23 protein-coding genes and 1 other RNA gene are annotated in these 21,718 nt (G+C 45.1%); 13 read left to right on the forward strand and 11 right to left on the reverse strand.

All coding sequences use genetic code 11. From position 1 onward, the window contains the following. Nucleotides 1-71: 71 nt before the first annotated feature. The 3 genes from AB4405_RS00175 to mscS all read left to right on the forward strand — a co-directional run bounded on the left by AB4405_RS00175 (nucleotide 72) and on the right by mscS (nucleotide 3,577). Nucleotides 72-1,235 carry a phosphoglycerate kinase gene (locus tag AB4405_RS00175; protein WP_102468245.1) on the forward strand — a complete coding sequence of 388 codons (1,164 nt, stop codon included), beginning with the start codon at nucleotides 72-74 and terminating at the stop codon, nucleotides 1,233-1,235. A 135-nt stretch (nucleotides 1,236-1,370) separates the two neighbouring features. After that, entirely contained in the window at nucleotides 1,371-2,447 is a 1,077-nt protein-coding gene (fbaA, locus tag AB4405_RS00180) for a class II fructose-bisphosphate aldolase (protein ID WP_372059162.1), read from the forward strand. A gap of 266 nt (nucleotides 2,448-2,713) precedes the next feature. Next, nucleotides 2,714-3,577, forward strand: coding sequence for a small-conductance mechanosensitive channel MscS (gene mscS / locus AB4405_RS00185; protein ID WP_102468468.1), 864 nt, complete (start codon nucleotides 2,714-2,716; stop codon nucleotides 3,575-3,577). A gap of 36 nt (nucleotides 3,578-3,613) precedes the next feature. Here mscS and AB4405_RS00190 read toward each other — a convergent pair whose 3' ends face one another. Together AB4405_RS00190 and AB4405_RS00195 are read right to left on the reverse strand one after the other, a co-directional pair. Then, entirely contained in the window at nucleotides 3,614-4,111 is a 498-nt protein-coding gene (locus AB4405_RS00190; protein ID WP_102468247.1) for a YbaK/EbsC family protein, read from the reverse strand. 4 nt (nucleotides 4,112-4,115) lie between these two features. Continuing rightward, entirely contained in the window at nucleotides 4,116-4,736 is a 621-nt protein-coding gene (locus AB4405_RS00195) for a LysE/ArgO family amino acid transporter (protein ID WP_372059163.1), read from the reverse strand. 109 nt (nucleotides 4,737-4,845) lie between these two features. On the opposite strand from AB4405_RS00195, the gene AB4405_RS00200 reads away from it, so the two are divergent. Continuing rightward, a complete protein-coding gene (locus tag AB4405_RS00200; RefSeq protein ID WP_372059164.1) occupies nucleotides 4,846-5,742 on the forward strand; it encodes a LysR family transcriptional regulator ArgP in 897 nt (298 codons plus the stop codon). Between the two features lie 223 nt (nucleotides 5,743-5,965). Beyond that, complete coding sequence (locus AB4405_RS00205) at nucleotides 5,966-6,661, forward strand: oxidative stress defense protein (protein WP_372059165.1); 696 nt, start codon at nucleotides 5,966-5,968, stop codon at nucleotides 6,659-6,661. A gap of 56 nt (nucleotides 6,662-6,717) precedes the next feature. On the opposite strand, the gene serA is transcribed toward AB4405_RS00205, so the two are convergent. The 5 genes from serA to AB4405_RS00230 all read right to left on the reverse strand — a co-directional run bounded on the left by serA (nucleotide 6,718) and on the right by AB4405_RS00230 (nucleotide 10,169). After that, nucleotides 6,718-7,947, reverse strand: coding sequence for a phosphoglycerate dehydrogenase (serA, locus tag AB4405_RS00210; RefSeq protein WP_372059166.1), 1,230 nt, complete (start codon nucleotides 7,945-7,947; stop codon nucleotides 6,718-6,720). A 240-nt stretch (nucleotides 7,948-8,187) separates the two neighbouring features. Next, nucleotides 8,188-8,844 carry a ribose-5-phosphate isomerase RpiA gene (gene rpiA, locus AB4405_RS00215; protein ID WP_102468252.1) on the reverse strand — a complete coding sequence of 219 codons (657 nt, stop codon included), beginning with the start codon at nucleotides 8,842-8,844 and terminating at the stop codon, nucleotides 8,188-8,190. 239 nt (nucleotides 8,845-9,083) lie between these two features. After that, on the reverse strand, nucleotides 9,084-9,671 hold the full coding sequence (locus AB4405_RS00220; RefSeq protein ID WP_102468469.1) for a 5-formyltetrahydrofolate cyclo-ligase: 588 nt from the start codon (nucleotides 9,669-9,671) through the stop codon (nucleotides 9,084-9,086). A 3-nt stretch (nucleotides 9,672-9,674) separates the two neighbouring features. Then, nucleotides 9,675-9,858: non-coding RNA, 6S RNA (gene ssrS / locus AB4405_RS00225), on the reverse strand. Between the two features lie 5 nt (nucleotides 9,859-9,863). Continuing rightward, nucleotides 9,864-10,169 carry a cell division protein ZapA gene (locus AB4405_RS00230; RefSeq protein WP_102468253.1) on the reverse strand — a complete coding sequence of 102 codons (306 nt, stop codon included), beginning with the start codon at nucleotides 10,167-10,169 and terminating at the stop codon, nucleotides 9,864-9,866. Nucleotides 10,170-10,457: 288 nt separating this feature from the next. Between AB4405_RS00230 and AB4405_RS00235 the strand changes: the two genes are divergently transcribed. From AB4405_RS00235 to AB4405_RS00245, 3 genes are all read left to right on the forward strand, one after another. Beyond that, nucleotides 10,458-11,039, forward strand: a complete 582-nt coding sequence (locus AB4405_RS00235; RefSeq protein WP_372059167.1) for a YecA family protein — start codon at nucleotides 10,458-10,460, stop codon at nucleotides 11,037-11,039. A gap of 69 nt (nucleotides 11,040-11,108) precedes the next feature. Next, nucleotides 11,109-12,263 carry a 2-octaprenyl-6-methoxyphenyl hydroxylase gene (ubiH, locus tag AB4405_RS00240; protein WP_372059346.1) on the forward strand — a complete coding sequence of 385 codons (1,155 nt, stop codon included), beginning with the start codon at nucleotides 11,109-11,111 and terminating at the stop codon, nucleotides 12,261-12,263. A gap of 6 nt (nucleotides 12,264-12,269) precedes the next feature. After that, nucleotides 12,270-13,496, forward strand: coding sequence for an FAD-dependent 2-octaprenylphenol hydroxylase (locus tag AB4405_RS00245; RefSeq protein WP_372059347.1), 1,227 nt, complete (start codon nucleotides 12,270-12,272; stop codon nucleotides 13,494-13,496). 204 nt (nucleotides 13,497-13,700) lie between these two features. On the opposite strand, the gene AB4405_RS00250 is transcribed toward AB4405_RS00245, so the two are convergent. The 3 genes from AB4405_RS00250 to ygfZ all read right to left on the reverse strand — a co-directional run bounded on the left by AB4405_RS00250 (nucleotide 13,701) and on the right by ygfZ (nucleotide 16,049). Beyond that, nucleotides 13,701-13,907 carry a DUF1107 domain-containing protein gene (locus AB4405_RS00250; protein ID WP_102468257.1) on the reverse strand — a complete coding sequence of 69 codons (207 nt, stop codon included), beginning with the start codon at nucleotides 13,905-13,907 and terminating at the stop codon, nucleotides 13,701-13,703. 703 nt (nucleotides 13,908-14,610) lie between these two features. Further along, the gene (locus tag AB4405_RS00255; protein ID WP_372059168.1) at nucleotides 14,611-15,075 is read right to left on the reverse strand and encodes an aminoacyl-tRNA deacylase; all 465 of its coding nucleotides are present in this window, start codon (nucleotides 15,073-15,075) and stop codon (nucleotides 14,611-14,613) included. Between the two features lie 2 nt (nucleotides 15,076-15,077). Continuing rightward, entirely contained in the window at nucleotides 15,078-16,049 is a 972-nt protein-coding gene (gene ygfZ / locus AB4405_RS00260) for a tRNA-modifying protein YgfZ (RefSeq protein WP_372059169.1), read from the reverse strand. Between the two features lie 179 nt (nucleotides 16,050-16,228). On the opposite strand from ygfZ, the gene AB4405_RS00265 reads away from it, so the two are divergent. Further along, nucleotides 16,229-16,489 carry a succinate dehydrogenase assembly factor 2 gene (locus AB4405_RS00265; RefSeq protein WP_102468260.1) on the forward strand — a complete coding sequence of 87 codons (261 nt, stop codon included), beginning with the start codon at nucleotides 16,229-16,231 and terminating at the stop codon, nucleotides 16,487-16,489. Between the two features lie 531 nt (nucleotides 16,490-17,020). Here the strand turns inward: AB4405_RS00265 and nadB are convergent. Then, nucleotides 17,021-18,628, reverse strand: coding sequence for an L-aspartate oxidase (gene nadB, locus AB4405_RS00270; protein WP_372059170.1), 1,608 nt, complete (start codon nucleotides 18,626-18,628; stop codon nucleotides 17,021-17,023). Nucleotides 18,629-19,000: 372 nt separating this feature from the next. On the opposite strand from nadB, the gene rpoE reads away from it, so the two are divergent. The 4 genes from rpoE to AB4405_RS00290 are packed head-to-tail and all read left to right on the forward strand — an operon-like array spanning nucleotide 19,001 to nucleotide 21,692. After that, the gene (gene rpoE, locus AB4405_RS00275; RefSeq protein WP_102468262.1) at nucleotides 19,001-19,579 is read left to right on the forward strand and encodes an RNA polymerase sigma factor RpoE; all 579 of its coding nucleotides are present in this window, start codon (nucleotides 19,001-19,003) and stop codon (nucleotides 19,577-19,579) included. Between the two features lie 27 nt (nucleotides 19,580-19,606). Beyond that, complete coding sequence (locus AB4405_RS00280) at nucleotides 19,607-20,236, forward strand: RseA family anti-sigma factor (protein ID WP_102468263.1); 630 nt, start codon at nucleotides 19,607-19,609, stop codon at nucleotides 20,234-20,236. Continuing rightward, nucleotides 20,233-21,225: a sigma-E factor regulatory protein RseB gene (rseB, locus tag AB4405_RS00285; RefSeq protein WP_372059171.1), complete on the forward strand. Its 993-nt coding sequence runs from the start codon at nucleotides 20,233-20,235 to the stop codon at nucleotides 21,223-21,225. Before AB4405_RS00280 ends, rseB begins: the two co-directional genes overlap by 4 nt. Continuing rightward, nucleotides 21,222-21,692, forward strand: a complete 471-nt coding sequence (locus tag AB4405_RS00290; RefSeq protein ID WP_102468265.1) for a SoxR reducing system RseC family protein — start codon at nucleotides 21,222-21,224, stop codon at nucleotides 21,690-21,692. The genes rseB and AB4405_RS00290 overlap by 4 nt, the downstream gene beginning before the upstream one ends. The last annotated feature ends 26 nt before the right edge of the window (nucleotides 21,693-21,718 follow it).

Raw genomic sequence — 21,718 nt, forward strand, 5'->3', positions numbered from 1 at the left:
ATGAATTCATAAACTTGGCAAGATGCCGAGTTTTCAAAAACATTATTTATTTTTAGTTGAGAGGACTAAACATGTCTGTAATCAAGATGACTGACCTGGATCTAGCAGGTAAACGCGTATTTATCCGTGCTGATCTGAACGTTCCTGTAAAAGACGGTAAAGTAACTTCAGATGCTCGTATTCTTGCATCGCTACCTACCATCAAGCTTTGCCTAGAAGCAGGTGCTAAAGTTATGGTGACTTCTCACCTAGGTCGTCCTACTGAAGGCGAGTACGCAGAAGAGTTCTCTCTACTACCTGTTGTAAACTACCTAAACGACGCACTTGACTGTGACGTTAAGCTAGCAAAAGACTACGTGAATGGCCTAGAGCTAAACGCAGGTGAGTTGGTGGTTCTTGAAAACGTTCGCTTTAATAAGGGCGAGAAGAAAAACGAAGAAGCACTTTCTAAGCAGTATGCAGCACTTTGTGACATCTTCGTTATGGATGCATTTGGTACGGCTCACCGTGCTCAAGCGTCAACTCACGGTGTAGGTACTTACGCGCCAATCGCTTGTGCTGGTCCTCTTCTTGCTGCTGAGCTTGAAGCACTAGGCAAAGCAATGGACAACCCTGCTCGTCCACTTGTTGCGATCGTTGGTGGTTCTAAAGTATCGACTAAGCTAACCGTTCTTGAGTCGCTTTCTAAGATTGCTGACCAATTGGTTGTGGGTGGCGGTATCGCTAACACATTCATCGCGGCTGAAGGTCACAACGTAGGTAAGTCTCTATATGAAGCTGACCTTGTTGAGACAGCGAAGAAACTTATGAAAGAATGTGCGATTCCAGTGGCGACTGACGTTGCATGTGCAAAAGCATTTGATGAAAATGCAGAAGCAGAAATCAAGCACGTTTCTGAAGTTCAAGACGACGATATGATCTTCGACCTTGGCCCAGATTCTACTGCGGCACTAGCTGAAATCATTGGCAACGCAAAAACGATTCTTTGGAATGGTCCTGTTGGCGTATTTGAGTTCAAAAACTTTGAAGCAGGTACGGCTGGTATCTCTAAAGCGATTGCTGAATCAGAAGGTTTCTCAGTTGCAGGTGGCGGTGACACGCTAGCGGCAATCGACAAGTTTGGCATTAAAGCTGACGTGTCTTATATTTCAACTGGCGGTGGTGCTTTCCTTGAGTTTGTTGAAGGCAAAGTGTTACCAGCAGTAGCGATGCTTGAAGAGCGCGCAAAAGCATAATTATTTTTAATAAAGCGGGCTTATGGCTCGCTTTTATCTATGCTGCATCGGGTATTTATTTTTGTTACAATGCGCCCGTTGTGAGCAAACGATTGCCATTTTTTATTTAAAACGACACAAAATAGGACTTACTCCATGTCTAAGATCTTCGACTTCGTAAAACCAGGTGTTATCTCTGGCGATGACGTACAGAAAGTTTTTGAAGTAGCAAAAGAAAACAAATTTGCTCTTCCTGCGGTAAACGTAGTAAACACTGATTCTATCAATGGTGTTCTAGAAGCGGCAGCTAAAGTTAAAGCGCCAGTTGTTGTTCAGTTCTCTAACGGCGGTGCGGGTTTCTTTGCTGGTAAAGGCGTGAAACTTGAAGGTCAAGGTGCACAAATCCTTGGTGCTGTAGCGGGTGCAAAATACGTACACGCGGTTGCGGCTACTTACGGCGTTCCTGTGATTCTTCACACTGACCACGCAGCGAAGAAATTGCTACCTTGGATCGACGGACTACTAGACGCTGGTGAAGAGTTCTTCGCAGAAACTGGTAAGCCTCTTTTCTCTTCTCACATGATTGACCTTTCTGAAGAGTCTCTAGAAGAGAACATCGAAATTTCTGGTAAGTACCTAGCTCGCATGGCGAAAATGGGTATGACTCTTGAAATCGAACTAGGTTGTACTGGTGGTGAAGAAGACGGCGTAGATAACTCTGATATGGATGCATCTGAGCTTTACACTTCTCCAGAAGACGTAGCATATGCATACGAGAAACTAACGGCTATCAGCCCACGTTTCACTATCGCTGCTTCTTTCGGTAACGTACATGGTGTTTACCAAGCGGGTAACGTTGTACTAACTCCAACAATCCTACGTGATTCTCAAGCATACTGTGCAGAGAAGTTTGGCATTGCTCCTAATGCACTTAACTTCGTATTCCACGGTGGTTCAGGTTCTTCTGAAGCTGAAATCCAAGAGTCTATCGGCTACGGTGTTATCAAAATGAACATCGATACTGATACTCAGTGGGCAACATGGGACGGTATCCGTACTTACGAAGCTGCACACCACGATTTCCTACAAGGCCAAATCGGTAACCCAACTGGCGAAGCAGCGCCAAACAAGAAGTACTACGACCCACGCGTATGGCTACGTGCTGGTCAAGCTTCTATGGTTACTCGTCTTGAGAAAGCATTCTCAGACCTTAACGCTATCGACGTACTATAAGTCTAAAATCCTATAAGATTTGACTGATAGACAGCTGAAAAAGCCACTCATTTGAGTGGCTTTTTTTTGTATATGATGAAAATAAAGTTAAAGCGTTGAAAAAAACTGGCACAAAGTCACGTGATTGCGTAACCTTTTGTTAAGTAATGTATCTTGAATATAAATATATTCAATGTTGTATGACCAAGGAATGGTTTGGCTAACAAAGCAGTGGTCGCTTGTCAGTCGAGCATAAGATTGAACAATTATTTGATGAGGTGAATAATATGGCTGATGAGTCAATGGATTTGCAGACCCCGCTAGTGGATGGTCTTTCTAAAGCAGAGCAGTGGTTAACGAACAACTCAGATCTACTCGTACAATATGGTGTTAACATCATTTCTGCGCTTTTGATTTTGTTTATTGGTAACCTATTTGTAAAAGCGATTGCAAACAGCGTATCTAAGGTCCTGCAGAAGAAAAAGATGGACCGGGCTGTCGTTGAGTTCATGCATGGCATTGTTCGCTACACATTATTTGTTATTGTTCTGATTGCGGCGCTAAGTCGAGTTGGAGTGCAAACTGCATCCGTTGTTGCGGTGATTGGTGCGGCAGGTTTAGCGATTGGTTTAGCGCTGCAAGGCTCGCTGTCTAACTTCGCTGCTGGTGTGTTGATTGTTGCGTTCCGTCCATTCAAATCTGGTGATTATGTTGAGATTGGTGGTGTTGCGGGTTCTGTCGATGCAATCCAGATCTTTCAAACGATTCTGACAACGCCAGACAACAAAATGGTTGTCGTTCCTAATGCCTCAGTGATTGGTTCACCCATCACCAACTATTCTCGTCACGCGACACGTCGTATTGACCACGTGATTGGTGTTTCGTATGGCGCAGACCTTAAAAAAACACAAGAGGTCATTCGCAAAACGCTTGAGTCTGATGAGCGCATACTTAAAGAGCCAGGCATTACGGTCGGTGTGGTTGCATTGGCTGATTCGTCAGTAAACTTTGTTGTTCGCCCTTGGGTTCGTACTGAACAATACTGGGATGTGTACTTTGATTCGCTACAAGCTATTAAAGAAGCATTGGACGCTGAGGGTATTGAGATTCCATTCCCTCAGATGGATGTACACCTGAATAAAGCTGACTAACACGCTTTGTGGGCGTGATTAGAATAAGGTGAAGCATTACGCTTCACCTTTTTTTATGAGTAGAATTTCGTTTGGCAATTGGCTTAGCAGTAACCTCAGGTTCTCGCCGGATAATCCGAATGTCCATTCTGGTAGCCCAGGGGTGTACAAGATTTCTATTGCACTGAACAGTGCACTATCAACGATAATGGTAATATCTTCAGGGAGACCGATGGGGCAAACAGCGCCGGGCACACACCCTATTTGTTGTGTCATTTCATCGTTACTGCAAATCGACGTTCTTTTACCAAGCACTTCTTTTAATGCTACTTTGTCTAACCGGCTGTCTTTATCGGTGAGGTACAGCGCATAACCCCCACCTTTCTTTTTTAAGAAGAGGCTTTTACTGTGGGTGCCTGTCCACCCTAATTGTTTCGCGATCCGTTCATCGGTAGCAAAATCTAAGATAGGTTCATGTTGCCACTGTTGGTAAGGGATCGCTAACGTGCTCAGCATCGTGGTGTTGGTAAGGTAAATCTCTTGAGTCTTATTCATCTTGCTACTTCATGAGCCCATTGGTGAGTAGAATTGCGATGAAAAACATCATCGTCGCTACCGCTAAGTCGATGCCTTTTTTAACCGCAGGCTTAGACAGCGTCGGACCTAGTTTTGCCGCGCCGATCGATAACGAGTAAAACCATACAAATGAAGCCATCACCGTACCTAAGGCAAACCCGATTCGATCTTGACCTTCAAATTGTCCCCCAATGGAGCCAAGAATAACAACAGTATCAAGGTATAAATGTGGGTTGAGCACGGTAACAGCGAGTGCTCCGAGTACGACGGTACGTTTACCTTTTGATATTACTTCATTCTTCGATTCGTTATCTGGACGAGCTTTTAGAGCGCTTTTTAAAGAAAGTAGGCCATAGCCAGTAAGAAACAAGATGCCGCCTATCGTTACAGAGGTAAGTAACCACTCACTTTGTGAAAGGATCGCCCCTCCACCAAATATGCCAAGAGAAATAAATATGGCGTCTAAAAAGCTACAGACCGTTGCTGTCGTGAGATGATGATTACGCTTAATCCCTTGATTCAATACAAAGGCGTTTTGAGCGCCGATTGGGATAATCATTGTCGCACCTAAACCAAAACCTTGAAGAAGCACCCAAAAATTCACTTTATTTCCTACTTAACTCAATTAAAGAGAGCGAGAGAATAGTGTTTTTACTATCATTAGTTAAATTAATAATATTAATGCAATATTAGAGTTGCTAATTAGGTGTGTAATGCGTGGTCTTGATTACAAATGGATAGAAGCGTTGGATGCGATTGTCGAACAACGAAGCTTTGAGAGGGCGGCTGAGCACCTGTACATATCCCAGTCCGCCGTCTCTCAACGAGTAAAACAACTCGAAAAGTGGTTAGCACAGCCAGTACTAGTGAGAGAGCAACCACCACGACCGACAGCGGTAGGAAAGAAACTACTTGGTCTGTATCGGCGAGTTCGTTTACTAGAACAAGAGTTGGTACCGGAGCTCACCGACGATGTGGGAGGTAAGCCTTTGTCTGTCTCTCTTGCAACCAACGCCGATAGTTTGGCGACGTGGTTATTGCCGAGTTTATTTCCATTGATCGAGTCGAAACGTATTGAGCTGGATCTTATTGTTGATGATGAAGGGCGGACGATTGAAAAGCTAAAAAACGGCGAGGTTGTTGGAGCGATCAGCTTAGAGTCTCAATCTATTCCGGGGTGCGTGGCGGATTACTTAGGTAGAGTGGATTATCTTTGCGTTGCAAGCCCGAGCTTTATTAAACGTTACTTTAGCCACGGTGTGAATCGAGAAGCCTTAATCAAGGCACCAGCAGTGGCATTCGATCAGCACGATAAGATGCATCAGCATTTTGTTAATCAACATTTTAGCATTATGCCGGGCAGTATATTAAAGCACACGGTACGCAGCTCTGAAGCCTTTGTGAAGCTAGCCGTGGCTGGGGTGGCATATTGTCTGATTCCTAAGTTGCAGATCCAAGATGAATTGGAGAGCGGAGCCTTGATAGAGCTCACACCAAATGTCGAGTTATCGCATCGTATTTATTGGCACCATTGGCAGCTAGAAAGTGGTGTGCTTGGCGAGCTGTCTCAAGCTATAACGAGCTATGCCCATGAGTACTTACCTCAATAATGCCGTCCGGCGGTGCTCTTTATAAGTACGGTTCTGCTTAGAAGTACAGCGCTATACAAAAAGGCGGGATGATAGAGGTTAATTGATGAAGGCAAGGTCATAAGGCGAGCGCAAGCAGTGAGAAAGGTCATGATACTGTCAGGTTCCTTTTTCCACGGAACCTATAGGCATTCCATGTGCCTAATATTGAATAATGAACCCTTGGTTAAATGAGGAACATATAATGAAATCAACGTTGACGGTTTGCGCCTTGGCAGCCAGCTTAGTGACATTACCGAGTTTTGCGAGTCAAATGGCATTCCCCCACATTACGACAACAGGGTATGGCCAAGTGGAGGCAACGCCTGATATGGCGGAGTTTTCGGTAAAAGTTGTCCAGTCGCAATTAAATGCTGATCAGGCCAAGGAAGATGTGGATTCGGTAGTGGATACTTTTTTGGCGAAGTTGGCAGATGCTGGTGTGAGTAAAGATGATATTAAGAGTTCAAATTTGTATCTGACACCTCAATATCAATACCCGGATAAAAGCCAGCCAGAGCTCGTTGGTTATCGAGCGTCTAGGACAGTGACCGTTCAGGTTATGGAGATTGAAAAACTGAACGATTATCTGGATACGGCATTAGCGTCGGGAATTAACCAAGTTGATAATATTCGCTTAAAAGTGAAAGATGAAAGCCAATATCAGGAAAAAGCTCGGATCGCTGCGATTCAAGATGCACAGCAAAAAGCACAGTCATTGGCAAAAGGCTTTGCTCAGCAGTTAGGGCAAGTATGGCAGATTACTTATAAGCAACCGCAGAATCAGCCTGTCGTGATGCGAAGCATGATGATGGACAGTAAATCAGAATCAAATAGTTATCAGGATTCAGTGATCACGATTCGTGACCGGGTTGATGTGGTTTATAAAATGTCTAAATAAAAAAATGCCCTTGCTTAACAAGGGCATTTTTATTCAGCATCAAGGTGTTGTTGGCGTTAGTGAAGAATTCGAGCGCGCAATGTGCCTTCAATCTGCTTCAACTGGGCTAGCGCTTCTTCTGAGCGAGCCGTTTCTACATCAATCACCACATAACCGATATCCGCAGCCGTTTGCAGGTACTGACCAGCAATATTAATACCTTCTTGAGCGAAGATGGTATTAATTTGCGTCAGGATGCCAGGTCGGTTTTGGTGGATGTGCAATAAGCGTGAACACTCGCGATGTTCCGGAAGTGACACTTCTGGGAAGTTTACACTAGATAGTGTTGAACCATTGTCTGAGTACTTAGCCAGTTTGCCAGCCACTTCAACGCCGATGTTCTCTTGCGCTTCTTGTGTTGAACCTCCGACGTGAGGAGTCAGAATCACATTATCGAACTTCATCAACGGTGATTCAAACGGGTCTGCATTCGTTTTTGGTTCTTCTGGGAAGACATCGATAGCGGCACCAGAAAGATGGCCAGCTTCGAGTGTTGCACAGAGCGCTGGAATATCCACAACCGTGCCGCGGGCAGCATTAATGAAAATAGCCCCCGGCTTCATGCGAGCAAACTCAGCTTCACCCATGATGTTTTTAGTTTCTGGTGTTTCTGGTACGTGTAATGAAATGACATCACACTTATTCAGAAGGTCCGTCATGTTGTGAACTTGAGTGGCATTTCCAAGGGAGAGCTTATTCTCGATATCGTAAAAATAAACACGCATACCAAGGTTTTCAGCAATAATACCTAGCTGAGTACCGATATGACCATAACCAATAATACCCAAGCGTTTACCACGGGCTTCATTTGAGCTATCAGCACTTTTTTTCCAAATGCCACGATGAGCAAGCGCATTTTTCTCTGGAATACCACGAAGTAGCAGAAGGGTTTGACCCAGCACCAATTCCGCAACGCTTCGAGTATTCGAAAATGGCGCGTTAAATACCGGCACACCGCGTTCAGCGGCAGCTTTTAGATCAACTTGGTTCGTACCAATACAAAAACAACCGATAGCAACCAGCTTCTCGGCGGCGTTAATGACTTCAGCTGACAGGTTGGTGCGAGAGCGAATACCAATAAAGTGTGCATCTTTTACGGCTTCTAATAGCTCATCTTCTGGAAGTGAACCTTTGTGATAGGTGATATTGGTATATCCAGCGGCTTGTAAAACTTCAACAGAAGAAGGGTGCAGGCCTTCAAGCAGGAGGATTTTTATTTTGTCTTTATTCAGTGAAACTCTGGCCATTTAACTCGTCCTTAAAATGGAAATGGGGCAATCGCGCGCACAGTTGACAGCGAGAACTTCAAGGAGGGAGCTTCTTACTGCTTAGGCAAACGTTTTCCTTGTGCGTCTTCTAACCAATAAAGTAACAAATAATTTTCTATTTGGGTAAGAAAATTACGGAATAAGGAATAATTTTCTTATAGATAAGGAGAAAAAACGGCACTGGATGTGCCGTTTGTAATCAAATGACGTAAAATCGAATTAGTCTTCGATTTTTGCACCTTCCGGTGTACCGGTAATGACGACATCCGCGCCGCGGTGGGCGAAGAGCCCAACGGTAACCACACCAGCAAGGGCGTTTATCTTGTCTTCCATGTCTTTAGGATCGGTGATTTTCATTCCGTAGACATCAAGAATCATATTTCCGTTATCAGTAATTACACCCTCACGGTACGCTGGGTCACCGCCTAGTTTTACTAATTCACGAGCGACGTACGAACGAGCCATCGGAATCACTTCCACTGGAAGTGGGAATTCACCGAGTACATCTACCGCTTTGGTACCGTCGACAATACAAATGAATTTTTTAGAGATGGCAGCCACAATTTTTTCGCGAGTTAAGGCTGCGCCACCACCTTTGATCATGTCTCTTGCTGGATTGATTTCATCCGCACCATCTACATATACATCAAGCATCGAGACGTCATTGCACTCAAAAATTTCAATACCTAGTGCTTCTAGCTTCTCAGTTGAAGCAATAGAGCTAGACACAGCGCCTTTGATATCATCTTTGATCGAGCCCAAAGCATCAATAAAGTGATTCACGGTAGAACCTGTACCCACGCCGACAATACTGCCTTCTTCTACGTATTTAAGAGCGGCCCAGCCAGCTGCTTTTTTCATCTCGTCTTGAGTCATGCTTGAAATTCCAGTTAGAAAGTTAGGGTGAAAATGCGGGCAAATTATATATCAAAATGAGAGTGATTTGCGCTTAAAATCGAGCAAACTCAAAAAAAAGCAACGTTTAGCAATCGGTTGCTCTGTTGGTCTGAGATGTGATGTTTTCCGATACTTACAAGCAATGCCGTCGATGGGAAGGTGAAACCTTGATGACGAGAAGCCAATAGGCTATCAATATTAGGATTAACCGGTTGCGCTTACCAACGCCAGATCCGCTCTGGTGTCATGATGGTCCGTAACGGAATATCCCAAGATTCACTAGGAACCGCCGCAACTTTTTGGCAATTATGTGCCAAACCAATGGCTTGAGGCCCACGTCGATTATCTTGCCATGGCGCTAGTGTGCGATCGTAATAACCGCCGCCCATCCCTAATCGGTTTCCCTGCTCATCAAACGCAACCAAAGGGGTAAAAATGATATCGAGTTGTCGTACAGGGCAAATGCTACGTTGGTCGAGCTGAGGCTCTAGGATATTGTATTGGTTATGGATAAGCGGTGTCGTTGGGGTGTAACGAAGAAAAAGTAGTTGGCCTTTCGAAAATGGGTGAATGACAGGTAGGTAGACTTCGATGCCTTGTTGCCAAAGCCATTCAATAAGGGGTTGAGTACTTAGCTCACCATCAGCCGATAGGTATAGGGCGATACGTTTAGCATCAGTTAACTCGTTGAGGGATTGGTATTGCTGCAAAAGTTGCTGAGCAAACCTGACTTGTTTGCTGTGCGGAATAGCCCGACGAAGGCGTCGGATGTCCGTGCGTATATGTTGTCGAGTACTGACAGACATAAGGAATACCCCAAAGTGCCGTTGAAGATTGTGGCCCTTGAACCTGCTGGTTCAAGGCGGATCAGCAAAGTTAACCGTAGGCTTCTCGGTACGAGCCGAGCTTGCTCAATAGTCATCAAATACTAACCCTTAAGGATTGCTTATCGGCTCAGGGACTTAAATCCTCTGACAAACACCCCAGGGTAAATGAGTTTACTGTCCTTGTTTTACATTACTAATGGCATCATCAAGTGATGCCGCGAGCTGTTCCATTCGCTCGGTAAGATGAGAGGTATTTTGTTGCACCTCGTCACTTTTTGTATTCAGCTCGTAGGACATGTTAAGTGCTGCGATGGTGAGCAACTTTAGCTCATTCGTCACTTTAGTCCGTTGAGTCATTTCTTGCAATCGGATATCAAGGTCTTTTGCCGCTTGGATCAAGGTTTCTTCTTGACCTGCTGGGCAATTTACCCGCGTCAATTTACCTAGTATTTCCACTTCGACTGCTTGATTTTCCATAATGACAAGAACTCTTTTTGTTATCACCAACAAAGGTAATCTGAGGAGGAAACTATAGGTAAACGCTCATTAAGATTCAAGCTTTTCTGATGACTCAATGCTAAATGCGTGTTTAATCACACAGGAAATCGACAATTCGAACAAAAGCTACCCAGAAACGAGGTGAATGCCATTTTCGCTTGCGGTGGGAAGTGATAGCATTACCCATCAAATTAAGATAGCTCCTACGTCAATCACGACGTCGATACGTTGTAAAGGAGCATCACCAAAGAATAGATGAGAGCCACTATGACCGATACCACATTGCCAAATTACATTACTGTCGCGACTGAATTGCAGCAGGCTGGACTCTCGGTTAGCCCTGCAGAGTTGCATGGATTATTGGTCGGGATGTTGAGCGGTGGGTTAGGCCTTAATGATGATAGTTGGCAGCCATTGATATTTGATTACACCAATGATGGGATGGGTTGGCCGGTTTCTGCTATTGCTCGTGCTAAAACCATATTAACGCACGCAATAGATGAGCTGACGGAAGAGAATAGCTTTGAATTGTCGCTTTTTATTCCAGATGAGGACGTTGATGCCACTTTGATTGAAAAGGCGGATGGACTGAGTGAGTGGGTGAATCATTTCATTTCTGGCCTTGGTTTAGTGAGTACTCAACTCAATAAAGCATCAGAACAAAGTAAAGAAGCACTAGGTGACCTAGAAGAGATTGCCAAGTTGGGTGTTGATGAAGACGATGATCTTGAAGAGCAGGCACAATTGTTCGAACAGGTGATCGAACATGTGAAAGCCTGTGTATTAATTCTACATGCTGAATTTGGTGTAAAGCCGACGAAACAAGCGGATGCTCCAACGATCCATTAATCTTTCGCTATTATTTGAAGAGATCACCTCGTGTCGAGACTGTATGATATTGTGATTGCTGGCGGCGCAATGGCAGGGGCAACCCTAGCGATGGCGTTAGACCATTGTAGCCACCATTCGTTGAACATCGCTATTGTAGAGCCATATCAAGCGGAACATAAAGCCCACCCTGGTTTTGATGCCCGTTCCATTGCGCTCTCTTATGGCACCGTTGCCATTCTTAAGCATTACCACCTTTGGCCTCTGATAGAGGATCATGCCACTCCGATTACCCATATTCATGTCTCTGACCAAGGTCATGCTGGTATGACCGATTTCTATGCCGAAAAAGAAGGCCTAGAAGCGATGGGCTATGTGGTTGAACTGGCGGAAATTGGTCGTCGCTTCAATCAACATTTGACACAACGTCATCAGATTGATGTTTTTTGTCCGTATTCAGTCGAAGCTATCCAGCGAGAGCAAGACATGGCCAAGGTGATACTATCTTCAGCCGATGGAAAGCAAACGGTGCTGCAATCCAAGCTTGTGATCGCTGCAGATGGGGCGGAGTCAGTAAGTTGCCGCTCGGTTAGGCTGGAACAACAGAGCGTTGATTTTAATCAGACTGCCATCATTGCTAATGTTGTGACGAGCGAGTTGCATCAAGGGCGTGCCTTTGAGCGTTTTACCGCTAAGGGACCACTTGCCTTGTTGCCAATGACCCAAAGCCGCAGCTCATTGGTGTGGTGCATGCCGCCTGAAGACGCTCAGCAGGTGTTGACGCTGTCTCAGTCTGAGTTCTTGGAAAAACTACAACATGCCTTTGGGTGGCGTTTAGGGCAATTTACAAAAGTGGGCAGCATTGCGCACTATCCGTTGTCTTTGCGCTACCGAGAATCGATTGCCTCTCATCGATTCGCTGCTGTAGGTAATGCCGCGCAGACGCTTCATCCTATTGCGGGACAAGGGTTTAATTTAGGTATTCGCGACATTGCGACTTTGGTTGATTCATTGCTCGAGAACACTAAAGATGTGGGAGATTACGCTAATCTTATTAGATACCAAAGACAACGAGAGCAAGATAGAAAGATGACGATAGGGATGACATCAAATCTTGTCCACGTTTTTTCAAATGATTTATTAGCGTTTCGGCTGGGACGTAATATTGGGTTAGGTATCTTAGATACGTTTCCTCTTATCAAGTCACCGCTTTTCAATCGAGCGCTTGGCGTCGTGAATAGGTAGCACAAAATTATGCAAAGTTATGATTTAGCCATTGTGGGTGGTGGCATGGTCGGATTGGCGCTGGCGCGCTCCCTCAAGGATACTGACCTTCGAGTTGCGATCATTGAAGGAACTGCGCCCTCAACGTCGTTGCCAGATGAGCCGGATATTCGTGTTTCAGCGCTCAGTCGTGCCAGTGAAACCATATTAAAGAATTTAGGGGCATGGGATGCGATTACAAAGCATCGCTGTGCCGCTTATCATGCGATGGAAGTGTGGGAACAAGATAGTTTTGCTCGAATCGAGTTCTCTGCGCGTCAATTCTCACAACCTAACCTGGGGCATATTGTTGAAAATACATTAATTCAACAAGCGCTGCTTGCTCAAGTTGAAAAACAAAGCAATGTGACGTTCTTCATGCCTAACCGCTGCCAATCAATGGCAGTAGGGGAGAGTGAGGTTTGGATGACCCTAGACAATGGTATGGCATTAACCAGTAAACTTGTGGTTGGCGCCGATGGAGCAAACTCTTGGGTAAGAGATCAACAAGGCATTCCATTGACTCACTGGGATTATGGACACAGCGCTTTGGTTGCGAACATAAAGGTCGATGTCAGTCATGACGGGGTTGCAAGACAAGTATTCACTCCTCAAGGACCGTTGGCCTTTCTCCCTCTCGATAATAAAAACCTTTGTTCGATCGTTTGGTCAACCGACCCAACTCGAGCGGAGAAGCTGGCTAAAATGTCTGCGCTTGAATTTAACAAAGCAGTGACTGCTGAGTTTGATGGACGATTAGGGTTGTGTGAACTTACGTCTGAGCGCCGCGTTTTTCCTTTGAAAATGCGCTATGCCAGAGATTTTGTCACTGACAGGATCGCCTTGATTGGCGATGCGGCTCATACCATCCACCCGTTAGCTGGGCAGGGGGTTAATCTTGGCCTTTTGGATGCAGCAAGCTTGTCACAAGAGTTAATTAAATTGTGGAAAGCCGGCAAGGATATTGGACGTAAGCGTCATTTAAGAGAGTTTGAACGTTGGCGAAAAACGGAAGCGGCCAAAATGATAGCGGCTATGCAAGGGTTTAAAGACCTATTTGATGGCGACAACCCAGCGAAAAAAATGGTGCGCAGTTTGGGGATGCGCTTAGTTGGCCAGTTACCCGGTGCGAAACAAGAAATTATGAGTCGTGCTTTGGGGATGAAAGGTCGATTGCCTGAATTGGCGAAGTCACGAGCCAAACAAAGCGGATAATTACCGAAAGGACAGGGTGATGAGGTTCCATTTCAGGCGCACAATCCTAGAATCAAGGTAGCAAACGATTGAAACTAAAAAAGGGCATGAGTGCCCTTTTTCTTTATGTCTATGCTGTGCGATATTGTGATGATGCACTTTAGATTGATAATGTGTTTTTGCCGAAATATTTCGCGATATAAATGGATAACTTGAGCTTGTTGGTTAAGCGTAGGCACACCTTAATTTCTTAATTTCTTGATTCACTTCTTTTACTGCTGTGAAATGACGTTTTTCAGCTTGGGCAGGTATGATGAGCTTGCCATTATCAAACTCGAATCCGCCCAATCCATGGATATAAATTCGTCCTTTAAATAGTCGACTTATATGTTTAGCAATCATACTTGGTGTATAGCGCTTAAACAGTCTCATTTACTTTTCCTTATCGTTTACCGAGCACGAAGGATTATAGATAAAACCCTTCTTATATTGTGTGATTGACCAGTGTTTACGAGGATTTGACCTCATTAATTCACGGTTTTGTGCTGCGTTTATCAATTTCATTGCTCGAGATAAACGATCCCGTGATATGCCGCTCAAAAACGGTTTTAGATCGCAGGTGGCTTCAAAAACGAGCCTGATTTAAACGTCTCTCCATGGCAAAGTTATGAATCTAAATGCACTCAATTTGGAATTTTATATCCTTTATTTGTACAGTAAATGCGACCCTTCCTATCTATAGACCAGAAGTCCGATGAAAAGTTTTCACTCGGACACACAGTTTTACATTCTTATGTGATTAATGATGAGAACAGTAAAGATATTCACGCTAGGTATTAGGATAAAGAGAGAGTTGAAGAGTAAAAAAAAAGCCCGCGCAGCGGGCCAAATGTCACAGATGCATTACACAAAAGGGAGTTACTGCCTAAGCAGAGCGTCACTCTAGTGTGACATCAACGTAGCGGAGTTGCTCATTGATGCCTGAGCCTACTCTAAACGAAAAAGTGACAAATGACTATTTATGCTTTTATTTTGACTAAAGTTTCACTTGCTAAAAGCTGTAAATTTGAGCTAACTCGCACTACTAGATTTCGATGCGACAGGGATTTGCATATAAAAGTTATGAAGATCGCTTTTATCGGATGATGTTTCCCCAGGCTGGACGGCAGCATTGCTCTAGATCTTGCAATAACAACATAAGCCCAGCCCTTTTGTCGCCACTACTGATGGTGACCATTGAGTTTGTTTGTAAACTTGTATCGAAGATAATAGGCATCGTTTCACGCAGTAAGAGTGGAGTAACGGTACCAATCACTGAACCGGTGACCATTTCAGTTTCATCACGAGAAGCACAGGTCATGCGACGAGTCGAGAGTATGCTTCGTACTTTTTTAGGGTCGATGGATTCATTGCCAGGGCAGCATGCTAAAGCATACTGCCCCCCCATATCGCGTAACACAATGCTTTTGACCATGATCTCAGGATTGATACCTCGCAACACCGCCGCTTCTTGTACTGAAGCGGTGGCTTGGTTTTGCATGAGTATCCGATAAGAGATCTTACGCTGCTGAAGGTAGCGAGTGACAGGAGTGGAGAGCATGGTTACTCAGCATCAAGTGAATAAGGGAGTGTCACTGGTACCAAGCGATCGTTCGGTGATGACACTAAACGAAATTGCGTCTCGGCATCTAGGTTATTGGGTAGAATTGCAGAGACGATCAGCGTACCGTTAGCAAATTGATAGTGGGCTAAAACGTCGCCCGCTTTTCTCCAATTCTCTCCCACAGAGCGCTCAAGTTCTATCGTATCAGCGTTAGAAACCGTGCTACCCATTGAACCAGATAGCGTGCTCAACATGCGCTTGTTAATACCGCGATACTTGGCTCGAGCTACGGTTTCTTGGCCTGTGTAACACCCCTTAGTAAAGCTGATACCCTCTAAAGCATGTAAATTAAAAGCCTGTGGTATGTGTTGATTTTGCAGTTCAGGGCTTAATGTTGGTAAGCCTTGTTCAATATCACGCCTTGTCCAAAGCGATTCATCTGCCCATGTTAACGTGTCGCCGCTGAGTTTCTGCTGCAGCCAATCTTTTGAGGCGAGTACCATCCAACGGTCATTGCTGACTTTAATCGCCGTTTGGCCTCCCGAGGTGCGAACGTCTCCTTGACTAGGAAAGAGCGAAGTAATGAAAGTATCGCTTTGGTTGCCTAATACGCCAATAAGTTGTTTGTCGCTGGTGGAAATATCCACCTTTGAAAAAACCGCGTATTTACTGAGTTCAGTGCGTTCTTTTTCTAGGACAGAGCGTGGCTGAATCATCGAGTAGCCATCTTGAGTGTGGCACAAGCGGAAGATGCTCCAGACCTTGCCTTTAGCATCGCAGTGCGCACCCAGAGTTGAGCGATCTTGCTCCAGAGTCACGACATCACAGGTCACTTGACCTTGCAGGTAAGCTTTTTTGTCATCACCAGACATGTCGATGGCACCCCAAGATGGGAGTAACGTCAGAACCAAATCAGGAAGTTCTGCAGAAGGAATATCGTCGAACGACTGAGTGTTAGGTTGCCAGTCCATAATTAGGGGTCTCGTTTGATTGCGTTATGAATATGGTAATGCGCGGAGCGAGATTTGTCAGCTGAATGTTGTTGCACGAATTGTTGTGATAGAAGTACAGATTGTGTGATGTAACCAGTGGTGACAGCGAAAGTTGCTTGTTACACTCAGCTCAAACTTAGTGGTAAATGGAGAAGGCGATGTACTCTAAGGAACAAAAAGCACGGATAAAATGGGCATGTCGTAGAGGTATGTTGGAGCTTGATGTAGTGGTGATGCCGTTCTTTGAAGAGTGCTTTGACCAACTTACTGGGCAAGAGCAAAATGATTTTGTGTCCTTACTGGAGTGTCAGGATCCCGATTTATTTACATGGATCATGGGGCATGGACGTAGTGAAAATCTGGGGCATGCATCGATGGTTGATAAAATTGTTGCCCATAATCTGAGTAAGGTCCGATAACCCAGTAGGCGATTCAAGAGATTAAGACCGTAAAATCTTATGATTTAGGTAAGTGCCGTTTTCAACACACTTACCTACATGCTTGTTTCTCTTTCACCGCTTTTGCGATGAATGTCTTTTGCTTTATTTTACTTATTGTCACCGTTGTCTTTACGCCTATCCCCTTAGTGCTGAGTATCTTTTTGCTTAGCTATTTAACCCGTTCTAACGATTTAGTCAGCGCTAATTATTTCAGACCCAATTGTTTATACCCTCCGATTCAGGGGACGCTGATGATGAAAAGCGGTCAGTGGTATTACAATGACTCCCCCTTTATTCAGCCTGTATTTACGTTGTACTTGAGCGAGTGGTGTATTGGGATTAGAGATCAAAACGGTGCCCGTTTTATTTTATGGCGATCGAGTTGTGATGAGTCGGCCTACCGCCATTTTGTCGTGACAATAAAAAAGCAGTCACGTGAATGACTGCTTTTTGAAGTGTGGCCCTTATTCAATCTTCATCTTACCCATATAGCTCTGCGCAGGCAGGCCATTATTTTTCGGGAGTAAGAATCGTCGGCGTGCTTGTTTCTAGCATTTCAGGGTAGTCCAGCGTGTAGTGAAGCCCGCGACTTTCTTTGCGTTGCATGGCACACCGCACCATAAGTTCAGCAACCTGCAGTAGATTACGCAACTCAAGAAGGTTATTTGACACCCTGAAGTTACTGTAATAATCATGGGTTTCTTGTTGCAGCAATTGAATTCGTCGTAGTGCTCTTTCTAAGCGTTTATCCGTTCGAACAATGCCCATGTAATCCCACATAAAGAGTCGTAGCTCGTGCCAGTTATGCTGAATAATAACTTCTTCATCAGAGTTGCTTACCTGGCTTTCGTCCCATGCTGGGAGTTCACCTGGTAGGGTCACGTCATCGAGCTTGGCGAGGATGTCATTTGCCGCTGACCATGCGTAAACCACGCATTCTAACAATGAATTAGAAGCCATTCTATTTGCGCCATGTAAACCGGTGTAACTTACCTCACCGATGGCATAAAGTTGGTCAATATCAGTACGACCCGCTTGATTGACCATCACGCCGCCACAAGTGTAATGAGCCGCAGGTACGATTGGAATCGGCTCCTTGGTCATATCAATGCCTAGATCTTGCAAGCGCATATGAATGGTTGGGAAGTGCTTGGTGATGAATGCTTCAGGCTTGTGGCTGATGTCTAGATACATGCAATCAGCGCCAAGTCGTTTCATTTCAAAGTCTATCGCACGCGCGACCACATCGCGCGGTGCTAACTCGCCACGTTCGTCAAAATCGGGCATGAAACGAGAGCCATCAGGTCGCTTCAAGTATGCCCCTTCACCGCGAAGGGCTTCAGTCAGTAAGAAATTACGAGCCTCTGGGTGGAATAAACACGTTGGGTGAAACTGATTAAACTCTAAATTGGCCACTCGGCAGCCAGCGCGCCACGCCATCGCGATACCGTCGCCAGAGGATACGTCTGGATTAGAGGTGTATTGGTACACTTTTGATGCGCCACCGGTAGCCAGTATGACAAATTTGGCTCGAACCGTTTCAACATGTTCTCTGTTGCGGTTCCAAATATAGGCACCAACGACGTTGTTTGCCTTGTCGTCAGCCGTTTCGTCTACGATTAGGTCAAGGGCATTGTAACGCTCAAGGATCTCAATGTTGGGGTGACTATGTACATTATCTTGCAAGGTGGTTTGCATCGCCATACCAGTCGCATCGGCAGCGTGCAGGATACGACGGTGGCTATGACCGCCTTCACGTGTTAGGTGATAACGAGGCTGTTCGCCTTTATCCGTTTCGACCTGGTCAAAAGGAACGCCTCCGTCTATCAGCCATTGGACGCATTCTTTAGCGTTCTCCGCAATAAACTGAACGGTGTCTTCTTCACATAGACCTGCGCCCGCAATATTGGTGTCATTAACGTGTGATTCAATGCTGTCTGATTCATCAAAAACAGCAGCAATGCCACCTTGAGCGTAATAGGTTGCCCCTTCACTTCGAGGACCTTTGCTTAACACGATGACCTTAGCGCGTTCTGCGACTCTCAATGCGAGTGATAGACCAGCAGCGCCACTTCCTATGACTAAAACATCACAAAGATGCTCTCGGTTTGTGTTCATAATTCAATTAAAATCCTAACCTACAGTAGAGCAACGAGGCCCTACCTAGATAAAAAGTGCGCGATAAAGAGCTGATTAATACAGCTGGCGAAGGGCACTTTCAACAAGGACTACAGAGGCGATAACACGTTGAAAAATCGATTGTGTTAATGGGCTAAGTAATCCATTCTTGTAAATTGACAACATTGTAGTCGACGCCAAAATACATTGTGAATGATTCATCGCAAAAAAACGCAGAAAGTTTTGAACTTTCTGTTTTGCCTAGAGTCACAATAGTGCTCATGTTAGCGGTGGTGTCAAGACTACAATATGCATTATTAATACTCATATCTGAGAAGGTAAGGGTAAGAACGAATAGGAGTGAACGCTCGAATGAACGAGCAGCCAACCGATCAGGTGCTGATTGAGCGCGTTCAAAGTGGAGATAAACAAGCATTTAATCTGTTAGTTTTGCGCTATCAAAACAAGGTTTGCAATCTCATATCACGATACGTGAGCAACTCTGGTGATGTCGCAGATATCGCCCAAGAAGCATTTATTAAGGCGTATAGAGCGATCCCAACGTTTCGAGGTGAAAGTGCCTTTTATACGTGGTTGTATCGCATCGCAGTCAATACGGCTAAAAACCATATCGTCGCCCAGAGCAGAAGGCCGCCTGCGACGGATGTGGATGCAGAAGATGCAGAATTTTATGAATCTGATAACGCATTGAAAGAAATTTCGAACCCTGAGAACTTAACGTTGTCGAATGAATTGAAGCAAACGGTGTTTGCTGCAATTGAAGCGTTACCAGAAGACCTTAAGACGGCGATGACTCTACGAGAACTCGATGGGTTAAGTTATGAGGACATCGCTGAAGTAATGGATTGCCCAGTAGGAACGGTACGTTCGCGTATCTTCCGTGCTCGTGAAGCGGTAGAGAAGAAGATTAAGCCTCTTCTTCAACGCTAAAACCAGTAACAACTTATGGTGAATATAATGGCTGACAAACAAAAGCTTTCAGCATTCATGGATGGAGACTTGGTCGATGAGGCGTTTATTGAAGCGCTAGAAAATGATCAGGAAAACAAAGAGGCATGGCAAAATTACCATTTAATTGGTGATGTCATGCGTGGTGATGAGCCAAAAAGTTTGGATTGGAACATCGCTGAAAGTGTCGCTCTAGCATTGGAGACTGAACCCGTTCATAGTGGCGTTCCGTCATCATTAGAAGATAACATTGGCGTGGCAACACCGATTGAGTCTCAACCGACTCCTCGTCAAGCCAAACGTCAGCTTCCAGCTTGGTTAAGCCAGCTGGGTCAAGTGGCTATCGCAGCGAGTGTGTCGCTGGTCGTCATCTTGGGTGTGCAGCAATACTCTGGACAAGACGGTACGCAGCCGGAAGCCGAACAGCTACCTGTACTGCAAACTATTCCGTTTGCTGGTAGCGCAGAGCCAGTAAGCTTGACGCGTGATTCTGTGGCAAAAACAAGCCATGAACCCGCGAATGTTCAAGAGCAACGACGCCGTGTTAATGCACTATTGCAAGATTATGAGCTGCAGCTGAGATTGAACAGCGATCATCAAAGCACAGTGAATGTTGACCCAGAATCGGTAATTGAATGAAGAAATTTCTGACCAGTTCTTTACTGCTGTTCAGTTTGTTTGGTGCTAAAGCCTTTGCAGAAGAAACTTCTGCGGAGGCTTTGTTGCATCAAATGAGCGATGCAAGCCAGCAGTCGAATTATGAACTGTCTTATATCCTGATTAAAAAGAACAGCATCGAACCCCTCCTTTATCGCCACGCGAGCAGTGACTCACAGCAACTTGCACACTTGGTGTACTTGAGTGGGCCAGTAAGGGAAGTCATTCGGCGAGGCAGTGAGATCAGCTATATTGAACCAGGCGTGGATCCTTTTACGATCGAGTCAGGGAAAATGGTGGCACCGTTAATGCCATTGCTTGATGGAGACATTACTCATCTTAGTGAGTTTTATGACTATGTTAGAGTAGGCCGAGCTCGAGAAGCGGGCGCTGCGACGCAAGTTTTTAGGATCGTACCTAAAGATGGCCTTCGTTACTCGTATGTCTTGTGGATTGATGAAACGAGCAAGCTACCATTACGTGCTGATTTGTTAGATCGCGATGGCGAGATACTCGAGCAATATCGAGTCATCTCATACTCGGTTAACGACAAAGTCGCCGAGATGTTGAGCGCGTTGGATAAAGTACAGCTGCCCGCTGTCCTATCGTTGCCAAAAGGCAATATTGAAGAGACATACTGGCAAGTTGGTTGGGTCCCAAATGGCTTCGAGCCAAAGGATTTGAATCGCTATCGTATGTTTTCTACTGACAATATAGTCGAAAGCCAGATGTTCACGGATGGCTTGTTTAGCTTCTCGGTGTATGTCTCCGAGCGTGACAATAACTCCTTGAAAGGTGAGTTAATTCGCCAAGGCCGACGCACTGTTCACAGCGTAGTCAGTGGCGATAGACAAATTTCTGTGGTGGGTGATATTCCGCCAGCGACGGCACAAAGAATTGCACAATCTGTCACGCTTGATAGCGTTAAAAAAGCCACGATGACTAATCCAGAGACCAATACAACACCATGATGACGGCATTGGCGACAGTGACCTCGGTAGAAAAACAAGGTCAGCAGCTTCATGTTCAGTTGAGTTGTGAGCAAAAAACCAGCTGCGGTTCATGCGCATCCAAAAAGAGTTGCGGTACGGGTATCGTGAGCAACGCGTTGGGCAGTAAAGCGCTTATCTGGAGCCTCAATACTGATGAATCTGTTCACTCTGGTGATGTTGTCGAAATTGGGTTTCCGGAAAAGAGCTTGCTGCAATCAGCAGCGCTGGTTTACTTATTGCCGCTGTTTTTCTTGTTTATTGGTGCAGGGTTAGGACAACTTTGGCTTGCACCTTTACTGGAAGCCGGCGAAGGCGTCGTGATTCTTTCCGCCGCGCTATTCTCATTTTTAGGTTTTCTCATTGCTAGAAAGTCAGTTCGCCCACTAGAGCAAGCATCGAGCCAAGAGGTCGTATTGATTCGAGTACTTGGGCAGTCGATTGTCTAAATAAGGTGCGAACCGTACGGAAATTG

The sequence above is a fragment of the Vibrio sp. 10N.261.51.F12 genome (assembly GCF_041471725.1).
Classification (GTDB): Bacteria; Pseudomonadota; Gammaproteobacteria; order Enterobacterales; family Vibrionaceae; genus Vibrio.

What these genes read in the sequence shown, in the direction of transcription:
- AB4405_RS00175 (WP_102468245.1), top strand. Translation starts at nt 72, where the DNA reads ATGTCTGTAATCAAGATGACTGACCTGGATCTAGCAGGTAAACGCGTA.
- fbaA (WP_372059162.1), top strand. Translation starts at nt 1,371, where the DNA reads ATGTCTAAGATCTTCGACTTCGTAAAACCAGGTGTTATCTCTGGCGAT.
- mscS (WP_102468468.1), top strand. Translation starts at nt 2,714, where the DNA reads ATGGCTGATGAGTCAATGGATTTGCAGACCCCGCTAGTGGATGGTCTT.
- AB4405_RS00190 (WP_102468247.1), bottom strand. Translation starts at nt 4,111, where the DNA reads ATGAATAAGACTCAAGAGATTTACCTTACCAACACCACGATGCTGAGC.
- AB4405_RS00200 (WP_372059164.1), top strand. Translation starts at nt 4,846, where the DNA reads ATGCGTGGTCTTGATTACAAATGGATAGAAGCGTTGGATGCGATTGTC.
- AB4405_RS00205 (WP_372059165.1), top strand. Translation starts at nt 5,966, where the DNA reads ATGAAATCAACGTTGACGGTTTGCGCCTTGGCAGCCAGCTTAGTGACA.
- serA (WP_372059166.1), bottom strand. Translation starts at nt 7,947, where the DNA reads ATGGCCAGAGTTTCACTGAATAAAGACAAAATAAAAATCCTCCTGCTT.
- rpiA (WP_102468252.1), bottom strand. Translation starts at nt 8,844, where the DNA reads ATGACTCAAGACGAGATGAAAAAAGCAGCTGGCTGGGCCGCTCTTAAA.
- AB4405_RS00220 (WP_102468469.1), bottom strand. Translation starts at nt 9,671, where the DNA reads ATGTCTGTCAGTACTCGACAACATATACGCACGGACATCCGACGCCTT.
- AB4405_RS00230 (WP_102468253.1), bottom strand. Translation starts at nt 10,169, where the DNA reads ATGGAAAATCAAGCAGTCGAAGTGGAAATACTAGGTAAATTGACGCGG.
- AB4405_RS00235 (WP_372059167.1), top strand. Translation starts at nt 10,458, where the DNA reads ATGACCGATACCACATTGCCAAATTACATTACTGTCGCGACTGAATTG.
- ubiH (WP_372059346.1), top strand. Translation starts at nt 11,109, where the DNA reads ATGGCAGGGGCAACCCTAGCGATGGCGTTAGACCATTGTAGCCACCAT.
- AB4405_RS00250 (WP_102468257.1), bottom strand. Translation starts at nt 13,907, where the DNA reads ATGAGACTGTTTAAGCGCTATACACCAAGTATGATTGCTAAACATATA.
- AB4405_RS00255 (WP_372059168.1), bottom strand. Translation starts at nt 15,075, where the DNA reads ATGCTCTCCACTCCTGTCACTCGCTACCTTCAGCAGCGTAAGATCTCT.
- ygfZ (WP_372059169.1), bottom strand. Translation starts at nt 16,049, where the DNA reads ATGGACTGGCAACCTAACACTCAGTCGTTCGACGATATTCCTTCTGCA.
- AB4405_RS00265 (WP_102468260.1), top strand. Translation starts at nt 16,229, where the DNA reads ATGTACTCTAAGGAACAAAAAGCACGGATAAAATGGGCATGTCGTAGA.
- nadB (WP_372059170.1), bottom strand. Translation starts at nt 18,628, where the DNA reads ATGAACACAAACCGAGAGCATCTTTGTGATGTTTTAGTCATAGGAAGT.
- rpoE (WP_102468262.1), top strand. Translation starts at nt 19,001, where the DNA reads ATGAACGAGCAGCCAACCGATCAGGTGCTGATTGAGCGCGTTCAAAGT.
- AB4405_RS00280 (WP_102468263.1), top strand. Translation starts at nt 19,607, where the DNA reads ATGGCTGACAAACAAAAGCTTTCAGCATTCATGGATGGAGACTTGGTC.
- rseB (WP_372059171.1), top strand. Translation starts at nt 20,233, where the DNA reads ATGAAGAAATTTCTGACCAGTTCTTTACTGCTGTTCAGTTTGTTTGGT.
- AB4405_RS00290 (WP_102468265.1), top strand. Translation starts at nt 21,222, where the DNA reads ATGATGACGGCATTGGCGACAGTGACCTCGGTAGAAAAACAAGGTCAG.